Here is an 11,931-nt window from a genome sequence, read left to right as displayed (position 1 = left end):
GTTGCCTGTTGGTTAAGTCTTAGCCTGATCATTAATTAAACACAAATAATTACTCTTTATAAAAATAACCTACGTTATTTGTTTCGTGGCAACTATCTGTAATTCAAGTTAAATATATAAACAACCTGTCCAGATAAATAAATAGTTGTGATCCATGTTGTAATTTTTAGAGCCGGAATCTGTTTTTTGTTGAGCTTTGTCACGTCCTCTTTGTGCCGGATTTTATGAAACAAATAATTACGATCTTGATCACTAAAATGCAAATCCGGAAAAAATAAAATCCAATTCCATAATAAAGAAACATTATTTCAATTGAGGGATGGCAAATGCTTAAGAAAACTCTGGCCCTGGCTATATTATCCGGTATGTCTTTCGCTGCTTCGGCAGTCACCGTTGACTTACGTCATGAATATATCGACAGTGGCTCCAACGCAGACCGTGTTGCGGTTTCACACCGTTTTGATAATGGTCTTGGTTTTGGCGTCGAAGCGAAGTGGAAGACGGGCGGTGATACTGATAAACAGGATCGTCCATTTAACGAAATCGTCGGTAACGGTCACGAAGAATCGATTAACTGGCGCTGGAAGGCTACCGATAATATTGCCCTGACCCCGGGCTTTAATATTGAAAGTAAAGATAGCTCCTCCATTTACAAACCGTATCTGCATGCGCAATACAGCTTTGATAACGGCTTCTATGTAGCGGCTCGCTATCGTTATGAATATACCCGCGTACCGGCGACTTCGAGCAACGGCGGTGGTGTGGACGATAAAGTGAATAAAGTGGATACCTGGGTGGGTTGGGCAATGGGTGACTGGCGTGCGGAGCTGAACTATGTTTATGCGCGCAGTACTATTGCTGACGATCAGCATAAGAGCCTGTACCGTAATGATAACAAGCCATACAGCACCGAATATAACGCTAAGCTGGCTTACAAGTGGGATAAAAACTGGTCCCCATACTTTGAAGTGGGCAATGTGGGCGTGAAATCAACCGACGAACGTCAGACCCGTCTGCGTGTAGGTGTCGCTTACTCCTTCTAAATAAATTCGGACCCTCATCCGTTTTCCCCCCGGAGCTTTTGGCCGGGGGTTTTCGTTTTATGCCCCCCGTAAATATCTTTATCTGCTGGTTGTTATTTTGCCTTCATCCGGTGCTCCTCACCCTAACCCTCTCCCCAGAGGGGCGAGGGGATCCATAATGCCCCGGTGTTATTGCGGATCTCAAATAGGGTAATGGCACATTGCGCGCCGCTTCCCTAAAAGGGGGAAGAAACCGATAGTGACCCAGTGTTAAAACGGATTGCAGACAGAAATACGGTATCGCAGGCAAAAAAAAGGCCCTCCGAAAGGAGGGCAAGGCCAGTTACAGAAACACAAAACTCAGAATTAATTATGCTTTCACTAATACACGCTCGGCTGGCAGTTTGGCGATATAGAGCGCCGGTTTGCCATCTTTGTCAGAGCTAAACAGCACCGCGCTATCATCCGGGGTAAAGGATGGATGCGGGTGAGTTACCTGACGGCTGTTTTGTACCGTTGCCCACGAGGTGTCGTGGCGGGCAACGCGGAAGTAAGACTGTTTGGCGACGTCGAATGCATACAGATACGGGTCGTTATCGATGGTGTAGCCGCTGGTATCTTTCACATCAACCGGCGTACCGGAGCCATCGCCGACCAGCAGGGTACCGTCGAAGTTGCTCATCAGGTGAGAACAGGCTGGCATCTGCATCAGCGCTTCGTTGACGTTGGTGTCCGGGTTGAAACGATAAATGGTACGACCCTGTTTGCCTTTCAGGTAAGAGACATACACCAGAGCGGAACCGTTCGGGACCCAGAATTCGTGGGTGCAGCTTTCGCCTTCGGCGTGCTCTTTCACTTTACGCACGTTGCTGCCATCTTCGTTGACCAGCCACATACGCGCGTCCACCAGGTCGTGCGGACCTTCATGGCAGAAGGCAACGGTGTTGTCATCAAACGGACGATAGATTGGGTGGCCGAGCCAGTTTTTCTCTTCGTGGATCACCGCGCTTGCGCCGGTTTTCAGATCGACACGCAGCAGACGGCAGTGTGGGCCTTTATGGAAGAAGTCGTGGAACAACTGCCAGTCATTCAGCGGCGTCCAGTCGCTTTTGGCGATTTCGATGCCAACCAGTTTGGTGCAGTCGCTGTTAGAAACCCAGGTACCGTAACCAACCCACTCCTCTGGAACGCGGTAAACTTCACGCTCAACCAGGGTTTTCAGGTTCACTTCCAGCAGGGTACGGTCATTCTTAACGTAGTAGAGGGATTTGTCGTCCGGAGACAGGAAGCCACCAAAGGTATTGTCGCCAGCGCCTTCGGTTAGCTGAACGGCTTCGGCATTCGCCACATCCAGTAAATAGTAGTTCCAATGACCATCGAACTCACCGGCGAATAACAGATGGCTGCCATCGTTAAAGAAGCACTTCTGATAGAAGTAGTTACGATGACATGTTACTTCCGGTGGAGTTAAGCGGGTGACTTCCGCGCCAGTGTCCGGGTCGCGGCTGACCTCATAATTCAATTTTACCCGCATGCCTTTAGCCATGATGCTCTCCTTATACTCCAGCGGTCGCGGGGTCTATCTTCCTCGCTGGCCGATGTGGATGTTATTTTAAAAATATGGTGTTAATTTATCAAAACGACGTTTCATTGTTTGTGATGTCTGACGCACTTTATACGAAAAATCAGTATTTCTGCTACTTTTTTTGACGTCTCATCCCACCGCTTGTCAAGTCCGCCTTCATTTTTACGCCAGTATTTACCCATTTCGGGTCTGTTTTCAAAGAAACATGTAACTAAATGAATAATAGTGTTTTTTAGTTTGTCACAGCGGCGTGCAATAGCATATTCGTGATCCCATTTTCATTTTTGACATTAATTCACAGAAAAAATGAAACGACGTTTTATTTGTAATTGAAAACCCATTTCATCAGAGCTAAGATGTATGCATAAACAAAGTGGAATAGAGTTTTGTTCTGCTAAATAGGATCAAACCACATTTTCCTGGAGGTTAAGGTGGAAGTAAGACAGAGCATTCACAGCGCGCATGCCAAGACGCTGGATACACAAGGACTTCGTGACGAGTTTTTAGTTGAACAGGTTTTTGTCGCGGATGAGTACACCATGGTGTACAGCCATATCGACCGTATTATCGTAGGCGGCATTATGCCGGTCGCGAAAACGGTATCGGTGGGCGGTGAAGTGGGCAAACAGCTTGGCGTTAGCTTCTTCCTGGAGCGCCGCGAGCTGGGCGTTATCAACATTGGCGGCGCCGGTACGATTACCGTTGACGGTCAGTGCTATGAAATCGGTCATCGCGATGCGCTGTATGTAGGCAAAGGCGCGAAAGAAGTGGTCTTCGCCAGCGTAGATGCGGCGAAACCGGCGAAGTTTTACTACAACTGCGCACCGGCTCACACCACTTACCCAACGAAAAAAGTCACACCTGCTGACGTTTCACCGGTCACTCTGGGGGATAACCTCACCAGTAACCGTCGTACCATCAATAAATATTTTGTTCCTGATGTGCTGGAAACCTGTCAGCTCAGCATGGGCCTGACCGAACTGGCGCCGGGCAACCTGTGGAATACCATGCCGTGCCATACCCATGAGCGTCGCATGGAAGTCTACTTCTATTTCAATATGGATGAAGACAGCTGCGTGTTCCACATGATGGGGCAGCCGCAGGAAACGCGTCACGTGGTGATGCACAATGAGCAGGCGGTGATTTCACCGAGCTGGTCAATCCATTCAGGCGTAGGTACTAAGGCGTATACCTTCATCTGGGGAATGGTCGGTGAGAACCAGGTCTTTGATGACATGGATCATGTTGCAGTGAAGGATCTGCGCTAGTCGCGGACAGCATTAGATTAACAATGCCTGTCCGGTACAGGCGCTAACAACAAGGAATATAAAATGATTTTGGATTCATTCTCTCTGCAAGGTAAAGTCGCCGTCGTAACAGGTTGTGACACTGGTCTGGGCCAGGGTATGGCGCTGGGTCTGGCGGAAGCTGGCTGCGACATTGTGGGTATCAACATTGTTGAACCGACTGAAACCATCGAACGTGTCACCGCTCTGGGCCGCCGTTTCCTGAGCCTGACCGCTGACCTGCGTCAGATTGATGGTATCCCGGCGCTGCTGGAGCGCGCGGTGGCTGAATTCGGCCATATCGATATTCTGGTCAACAACGCCGGTCTGATTCGTCGCGAAGACGCTATCGACTTCAGCGAAAAAGACTGGGACGACGTCATGAACCTGAACATCAAGAGCGTGTTCTTCATGTCCCAGGCTGCGGCTAAGCACTTCATTGCGCAGGGTAAAGGCGGCAAAATCATCAACATCGCGTCTATGCTCTCCTTCCAGGGCGGCATCCGCGTTCCGTCTTACACCGCATCAAAAAGCGGCGTAATGGGCGTAACCCGCCTGATGGCCAACGAGTGGGCGAAACACGGTATCAACGTGAACGCGATTGCACCGGGCTACATGGCCACCAACAACACCCAGCAGCTGCGCGCTGACGAAGAGCGTAGCGCGGCTATTCTCGACCGTATCCCGGCTGGCCGTTGGGGTCTGCCAAGCGACCTGATGGGGCCGATTGTGTTCCTGGCTTCTCCGGCATCTGACTACATCAACGGTTATACCGTTGCCGTAGACGGCGGCTGGCTGGCTCGCTAAGTTTCCGATTTTTTCGTCAGAAACCTGCTTCGGCAGGTTTTTTTGTCTGTGCAAATCGAGCGTTACCGTATTCGGCTGTATGTAAAATATCCATATCTTAATATTCGGATAATCCATGCTGATATATCCGCTCTGAAATAGTAACGCTGGTTTAATAGGGTGTTTAAACGACATGTAACGTATTTTTCTACCATCTTAAATTCAAACGTCCATCACAAAACGATATCTCGCAGCAATAAAGTCCATATTATTAACTTGTCCTCCCTGACACCTTCGCCCCGCAATCCCTTACTTTCATGACACGTCTTACTTTGCCAGGCAGGAAAAAATGACTTCAATCAGTAACGATCCTAGGTTAATGCCACGTACGCAGCGTGATACCCGGCGTATGAACCAGTTTGTTTCGATCGCCGCCGCGGTGGCCGGGCTGCTTTTTGGTCTTGATATTGGCGTGATTGCGGGCGCGCTGCCCTTTATCACCGATCATTTTATGTTATCCAGCCGCCAGCAGGAGTGGGTAGTGAGCAGCATGATGCTCGGCGCGGCGATTGGTGCGTTATTCAACGGCTGGCTCTCTTTCCGTCTGGGGCGTAAATACAGCCTGATGGTCGGTGCTATTCTCTTCGTCGCCGGTTCTTTTGGTTCCGCGTTTGCCAGCAGCGTTGAAATGCTGCTAATCGCGAGGGTTATCCTGGGTGTGGCGGTGGGTATCGCCTCTTATACCGCGCCGCTGTATCTGTCCGAAATGGCGAGTGAAAACGTCCGTGGGAAGATGATCAGCATGTATCAGTTGATGGTCACGCTGGGAATTGTGATGGCGTTTCTCTCCGATACCGCGTTTAGCTATAGCGGTAACTGGCGGGCGATGTTGGGCGTGCTGGCGCTGCCGGCGGTGCTGTTGATTATTCTGGTGATTTTCTTGCCGAACAGCCCGCGTTGGTTGGCTGAAAAAGGCCGCCATGTTGAGGCCGAAGAAGTGCTGCGCATGTTGCGCGACACGTCAGAAAAAGCGCGCGATGAGCTTAACGAAATTCGTGAAAGCCTGAAGCTCAAACAGGGCGGTTGGGCGCTGTTTAAAATTAATCGCAACGTGCGACGGGCTGTGTTCCTCGGGATGCTTTTGCAGGCCATGCAGCAGTTTACCGGGATGAACATCATCATGTATTACGCGCCGCGCATCTTCAAAATGGCGGGCTTTACCACCACCGAACAGCAGATGATCGCCACGTTGGTGGTGGGGCTGACCTTTATGTTCGCCACCTTTATCGCCGTGTTTACCGTCGATAAAGCCGGGCGTAAACCGGCGCTGAAAATTGGCTTCACCATTATGGCGCTGGGGACGCTGGTGCTGGGCTACTGCCTGATGCAATTTGATAACGGCACGGCCTCCAGCGGTCTGTCCTGGCTGTCGGTGGGGATGACGATGATGTGTATTGCCGGTTACGCCATGAGCGCGGCGCCGGTGGTGTGGATCCTATGTTCAGAGATTCAGCCGCTGAAATGCCGCGATTTCGGCATCACCTGCTCGACGACCACCAACTGGGTATCGAATATGATTATCGGGGCCACTTTCCTGACGCTGCTGGACTCCATCGGCGCAGCGGGGACGTTCTGGCTCTACACAGCGCTGAACGTGGCGTTTATCGGCGTCACCTTCTGGCTGATCCCAGAGACCAAAGGGGTCACGCTGGAACATATTGAGCGCAAGCTGATGAAAGGGGAAAAACTGCGGAACATCGGCGTGTGACGTATTCCCGGCGGCGCTGCGCCGCCGGGAGGCTCCGGGTCTACACCTTCGCTAAATACAGCGCCGGCATGCCCTCAACGTCTGATGTATACAGCACCCACTCGCCGTCCGGAGTAAACGATGGATGCGGGTGGGTGACCTGGCGGTCGCCGTCCAACACTTTCCAGCTACTGTTATGTTGGCAAATCGCTTTCTTAGCGCCGGTTTGCAAATCAAAGACCCAGATAAACGGGTCATTCAGACTGATATCGCCGGTATTGTGCGGCGAACCGTCGCCCACCACCAGGGAGCCATCATGGTTGCTCATCAGGTGGGAGCAGGGCGGTATCGCCATCAGTTGGCGGTTTTCCAGCGTGAGCGGTGAGGCGCTGTAGAGGTAACGGTGCGGGCTGTTTTCCTCGTGAGCGACGTAGTAGAGGGCGGAACCATCCGGCACCCAGAACTCGTGGGTAAAACTCTCACCGGTCTGGTGCTGACGCACGCAGCGCAGGTTGCTGCCATCGGCGTCGATAAGCCACATGCGGGCGTCAATCGCATCGCGCGGCCCTTCATGGCAAAACGCCACCGTATTGTCGTCGAATGGACGGTAGATAGGATGCCCGAGCCAGCGTTTCTCCTGCAAAATAGTCCGCTGTTCACCGGTTTTCAGGTCAATATTGATTAAGCGGCATTCCGGCTCGGTAAAATAGAAGGCGCGGAATTTCGACCAATCGGTTAGCGGCTGCCAGTCGCTCTTTTTAATCTCGATACCGACAAGCTGCGTACAGTCGGAGTTGGCGACCCACGTGCCATAAGCGACCCACTCATCGTCGACTTCATACACCACGTATTCTTCCAGCGTCGATAGATCAACGCGTCTTAGCTGGCGGGTGTCTTTGACGTACCACAGTGACTGGTCGTCATCAGAAAGGAAGCCGCCGAAGGTATTATCTCCCGGGCCGTCGGTCAACTGAGTTGCCTGTTGGGCGGCAATATCCAGTAAATAGTAGTTCCAGTGCCCCTCGAACGCGCCGCCAAAAATCAGCTTGCCGCCGTCGCGGGTAAAGCATTTTTGGTAGAAGTAGTTACGGTGGCAAATAATGTGCGGTGGCGTCATCCGGATCACCTCATGACCGGTTTCGCTGTCTTTCTGATGGCGGAAATTCAGCGGGATGATTTTGCCTTTCATGTGCTCTCTCCTTAAATAAAAAAATACCCCGCAACCGGAAGTTGCAGGGTATTAACGCATTTATAGCGATTAGCGCATTGCGCGTTTCAGGATACGTTCACCCTGGCGCTGGAAGTCAGCGGCTGCTTCTTCCACGGTTTTCTGGCCGTAGTCGATGTACTGCAGAGTGGTACCGAACTGAGCAACGATCTGCGGATCGTCAAAGTACGGAGACACGCTCAGCTTCGCTGGCAGAGACTGCGCCAGACGCAGACCGGCTACTGATGGATCGTTTTCTTTCAGAATGCCGTCTTCGGTCAGGTATTTCACCGCAACTTTGCTCAGCGGCACGCCGCGCTCAAGCCCTAAGGTATCCACACCTTCTTTGCTGTTCAGCAGGAAGTTAATGACCTTCGCAGCCGCTTCAGGGTTTTTGGTGGATTTACCGATAGAGAGCATCTGTGCCGGTTTGAAGAACAGGCCCGCATCCGTTGCGCCCGCCAGCATTGGGTAGTTACCCAGTTCCAGTTTGGCTGGTGGCTTCAGGTTGTCGGAGTACTTGTTAATGGTGGAGTTCCACATGTAGGTACCACCCCATTCACCCTGAATCCACGGCTTCATTTCATACATGTTGCTCTTACCAAATGACGCATAGTATTTGGTGTCCGGCATCACGTGGCTGTCGACCAGCTTTTTGTACATCTGGAAGAACTCAACCCACTGCTCTTTGCTGTAGGAGAATTTTTTCGATTGCGGGTCGATAGCTGGAATATTGTACTTCTGCGTCATATAGGAGTTCAGCAGCGCCAGGGTATCCTGGTGCTCCAGAACCACTGGGTAATACTGTTTGCCCAGTTTGCTTTCGAAGGTTTTACCCGCCGCCATCAACTCATCCCAGGTTTTCGGGTAAGTGACGCCCGCTTGTTTCCAGGTTTCATCGTTGAAGTAGAACACACGCGCGGTCACGGAGATTGGGATCCCGTTCAGCTTGCCGTTCACCGTGGTGGACTGCAGTTCTTTGGCATCAAACTGGCTTAAGTCGATAACGTCCTTCATTTTGTTCAGGTCGTAAAAACCGTCGCCGTTTTTAGAGAAAATTGGCAGCCAGTTCCAGTTAGTCTGCATTACATCAGGCTCTGTGCCGCCTGCAATCTGGGTGGTCAGACGGGACAGGTGGCCGTCCCAGCCGGTGTACTCTGCTTTGACGTTAATATCCGGGTTCTGCTTATGGAACTCTTCCAGCGCCTTCAACGTCACCTGATGGCGACCGTTACCGCCCCACCAGGACATGCGAAGGTCGACATCCTTTGCCATCGATGGGAGGGCCGTGAGGCCCAGGGTGGCGGAGATTGCTGCGCTTAAAAGCACTTTTTTCATTTTATGACTCCAGATTAGATAGAGAGGTTCTGTTCAGTTTTAGCGTCAAAAATATGACATTTATCCATGTCAAACTTAAAGTACACCTTACGATGAAGCCCCTTATCAATCATTGGCTTAGCTTCATCTGAAGGGATTCGTGCCGTCAGTTCGTAGTTTGCTACTTTCAGGTAAACGAAGAATTCGTGGCCCATGTTTTCAACGCGAACCATTTCACCGCTGCAGCCGCCTTCCGCGAATGGTTCGTCGGAGAGCGCGACGAATTCCGGACGAATGCCGTAGAACACTTCTTCGTTTTCATGACCGGTCAGTTTCTGGTGCAGGCTGTCGCACAGCGGCATAAATTCATCGCCGATGCTGAGGTTCAGGCGGCCTTCTTTGTTCACCAGTTTACTGGAGCGAATATTCATTTCCGGGGCGCCGATAAAGCCCGCCACGAACATGTTTTTCGGTTTGTGGTACAGGTTATCCGGGGTATCAACCTGCATGATATGACCCAGCTTCATCACGCAGATACGGTCGCCCATGGTCATCGCTTCGGTCTGATCGTGGGTAACGTATACGGTGGTGGCTGGCTTGCCGGATTTCTTCAACTGCTTGTGCAGGTCGGAAATACGGATACGCATGGAAGCACGCAGCTTGGCGTCCAGGTTCGACAGCGGTTCATCGAACAGGAACACGTCCGGCTTTTTCACAATCGCACGGCCTACGGCCACACGCTGCGCCTGACCACCGGAAAGCTGGCGCGGCAGGCGTTCCAGCAGTTCTTCCAGCTCGAGGATTTTCGCCGCTTCGTTTACCTGAGCGTCGATCTGCGCTTTCGGCATTTTGCTCAGCTTCAGGCCGAACGCGAGGTTTTCGCGGACGGTCATGTGCGGGTACAGCGCATAGTTCTGGAACACCATCGCAATGCCACGCTCTTTCGGTGCGAGGTTGTTGACTATCTTCTCGCCGATACGGACTTCACCGCCGCTGATGGTTTCCAGACCGGCCAGCATACGCAGGGTGGTGGATTTGGCGCAGCCGGATGGCCCGACAATCACCATGAATTCCCCTTCTGCAATTTTCAGGTCGATACCATGTACCGCTTTGAAGCCGTTGGAGTACACTTTTTCCAGTTTGTTGAAAATAACTTCAGCCATGATATATCCCTCTTAACCTTTAATTCCGCTGCTGGTAACGCCCTGTACGAAGTAGCGCTGCGCCAGGAAGAACACAATGATAGATGGCAGAATGGAGATGCTCGCCATTGCCAGAATTTCGTTCCACGGCGCCCCTTCGGTGACGTCGATGGACATTTTCAGTGCCAGTGCAATCGGATACTTATCAACGCTATAGACGTAGATCAGCGGGCCGATAAAGTCGTTCATGGACCACATGAACTGGAACAGGGCGACGGAGATAATCGCCGGCTTCAGAATCGGTACCACCACGTACCACAGCACCTGGATGGAGTTACAGCCGTCAATCTGCGCTGCTTCTTCCATGTCACGCGGTACGCCGCGCAGGAACTGAATCAGCATGAAGACGAAGAACCCTTGCGTGGCAAATGCCAGCGGCAGGTACAGCGGCATGTAGCTGTTGAGCATGCCCATTTCACGGAACATCAGGTACTGAGGAATCAGCAGTACGGTGCTTGGCAGCAACATGGTGGTGATAAGCGTTGCAAACCAGAATTTCTTCCATGGAATCTCGAAGCGGGCAAAGCCGTACGCCACGATAGTGGATGAGATAATGGTCAGAATTACTTTCGGGATCACATACTTAAAGGTGTTCAGCATGTAATGACCGAAGGTGTATTCGGTACCGGTTTTCCAGCCGTTGATGAAACCATCCCAGGTTGCATGCGTTGGCCACAGGCCCAGCGTGGTGAAGATCTCGTGGTTCGGTTTGAACGACGCCGAGAACATCCACGCCAGCGGATAAAGCATTAACAGACCGACGAACAGCAGGATGACGTAACGAATCCAGGCGTTGATCTTTTCGCGTCTAAGGGTACGGGCAACCTCACGTTCAGCGATGCTTCTTGCTTCTGAGATTTGTTGGATATCAGCCATTTTTGCCTCCCTTATCGGCGGAGTAGAACACCCAGTATTTTGAAGACTTAAAGGCGATGCCGGCAAAGACCGCAACGACCAGGAACAGAACCCACGCCAACGCTGCGCCATAACCCATATCGAAGTACTTGAACGCGGTGTCGTAGATGTACAGCGAGAACAGGTACGTAGAGTAGGTTGGGCCACCGCCGGTGATGACGTACGGACCGGTAAACTCCTGGAATGCCTGGGTGGTCTGCATGATGAAGTTGAAGAAGATAACCGGCGTAATCAACGGCACGGTGACTTTCATAAACATCTGCCATTTGGATGCGCCATCAATCATTGCCGCTTCGTACTGAGACTGCGGTACGTTTTGCAGCGCGGCGAGGAAGATGACCATCGCGGAACCGAACTGCCAAACGCGCAGCAGGGTAACGGACATCAGCGCCAGTGACGGTTCGCCCAACCAGTTAACCGGGTCAAAACCTAATACGCCGATGAAGCTGTTCAGCAGGCCATCGATGGCGAAGAGAGCACGCCAAAGTACCGCGATAGCCACTGAGCTACCGAGGATAGATGGGATATAGTAAGCAGTACGGAAGAAGCCAATACCGCGTAATTTAAAGTTAAGAACAAACGCAATCCCTAAAGCAAATGCCAGTTTTAATGGGATTGTCAAAAATACGTAGGCGAACGTCACGCCCATGGATTTCCAGAAGAGAGAATCTTCTGTCAGCATGTAGCGATAGTTCTCAATGCCGTTAAATACCGGCGGACTCATCAAGTCATACTCAGTAAAACTGAGGAAGAAAGATGAAACGAATGGGAAGGCCGTAAAGATTATCAACCCGATTATATAGGGCGAAATCCAGGCCAATCCCAGCATTCTGTTTTCATTCATACATACCTACCTGGCAAACA

10 protein-coding genes are annotated in these 11,931 nt (G+C 51.4%); 4 read left to right on the top strand and 6 right to left on the bottom strand.

What is annotated here, in order from left to right; translation table 11 throughout:
- Nucleotides 1-326: 326 nt before the first annotated feature.
- Nucleotides 327-1,043, top strand: coding sequence for an oligogalacturonate-specific porin KdgM family protein (locus tag LZ634_RS08385; protein WP_234503896.1), 717 nt, complete (start codon nucleotides 327-329; stop codon nucleotides 1,041-1,043).
- A 349-nt stretch (nucleotides 1,044-1,392) separates the two neighbouring features.
- On the opposite strand, the gene LZ634_RS08380 is transcribed toward LZ634_RS08385, so the two are convergent.
- Nucleotides 1,393-2,568 (bottom strand): oligogalacturonate lyase family protein, encoded by a 1,176-nt coding sequence (locus tag LZ634_RS08380; RefSeq protein ID WP_234503895.1) that lies wholly within the window; start codon nucleotides 2,566-2,568, stop codon nucleotides 1,393-1,395.
- A gap of 470 nt (nucleotides 2,569-3,038) precedes the next feature.
- On the opposite strand from LZ634_RS08380, the gene kduI reads away from it, so the two are divergent.
- From kduI to LZ634_RS08365, 3 genes are all read left to right on the top strand, one after another.
- A complete protein-coding gene (gene kduI, locus LZ634_RS08375) occupies nucleotides 3,039-3,875 on the top strand; it encodes a 5-dehydro-4-deoxy-D-glucuronate isomerase (RefSeq protein ID WP_234503894.1) in 837 nt (278 codons plus the stop codon).
- A gap of 63 nt (nucleotides 3,876-3,938) precedes the next feature.
- A complete protein-coding gene (gene kduD / locus LZ634_RS08370; protein WP_052282041.1) occupies nucleotides 3,939-4,700 on the top strand; it encodes a 2-dehydro-3-deoxy-D-gluconate 5-dehydrogenase KduD in 762 nt (253 codons plus the stop codon).
- A gap of 328 nt (nucleotides 4,701-5,028) precedes the next feature.
- On the top strand, nucleotides 5,029-6,447 hold the full coding sequence (locus LZ634_RS08365; RefSeq protein WP_234503893.1) for a sugar porter family MFS transporter: 1,419 nt from the start codon (nucleotides 5,029-5,031) through the stop codon (nucleotides 6,445-6,447).
- A gap of 40 nt (nucleotides 6,448-6,487) precedes the next feature.
- On the opposite strand, the gene LZ634_RS08360 is transcribed toward LZ634_RS08365, so the two are convergent.
- The 5 genes from LZ634_RS08360 to LZ634_RS08340 all read right to left on the bottom strand — a co-directional run bounded on the left by LZ634_RS08360 (nucleotide 6,488) and on the right by LZ634_RS08340 (nucleotide 11,911).
- A complete protein-coding gene (locus tag LZ634_RS08360; protein WP_234503892.1) occupies nucleotides 6,488-7,615 on the bottom strand; it encodes an oligogalacturonate lyase family protein in 1,128 nt (375 codons plus the stop codon).
- Between the two features lie 69 nt (nucleotides 7,616-7,684).
- Nucleotides 7,685-8,971 carry an ABC transporter substrate-binding protein gene (locus LZ634_RS08355; RefSeq protein WP_234503891.1) on the bottom strand — a complete coding sequence of 429 codons (1,287 nt, stop codon included), beginning with the start codon at nucleotides 8,969-8,971 and terminating at the stop codon, nucleotides 7,685-7,687.
- Nucleotides 8,972-8,985: 14 nt separating this feature from the next.
- Complete coding sequence (locus LZ634_RS08350) at nucleotides 8,986-10,113, bottom strand: ABC transporter ATP-binding protein (protein ID WP_234503888.1); 1,128 nt, start codon at nucleotides 10,111-10,113, stop codon at nucleotides 8,986-8,988.
- A 12-nt stretch (nucleotides 10,114-10,125) separates the two neighbouring features.
- Complete coding sequence (locus LZ634_RS08345; RefSeq protein ID WP_234503885.1) at nucleotides 10,126-11,028, bottom strand: carbohydrate ABC transporter permease; 903 nt, start codon at nucleotides 11,026-11,028, stop codon at nucleotides 10,126-10,128.
- Nucleotides 11,021-11,911 (bottom strand): carbohydrate ABC transporter permease, encoded by an 891-nt coding sequence (locus LZ634_RS08340; RefSeq protein WP_052282047.1) that lies wholly within the window; start codon nucleotides 11,909-11,911, stop codon nucleotides 11,021-11,023. Before LZ634_RS08340 ends, LZ634_RS08345 begins: the two co-directional genes overlap by 8 nt.
- Nucleotides 11,912-11,931: the final 20 nt, after the last annotated feature.

It is taken from the genome of Kluyvera intermedia (assembly GCF_021440345.1).
GTDB lineage: Bacteria > Pseudomonadota > Gammaproteobacteria > Enterobacterales > Enterobacteriaceae > Kluyvera > Kluyvera intermedia_A.
The sequence above is the reverse complement of the archived record's forward strand: the minus strand, read 5'-3'. Positions and strand labels throughout refer to the sequence as shown.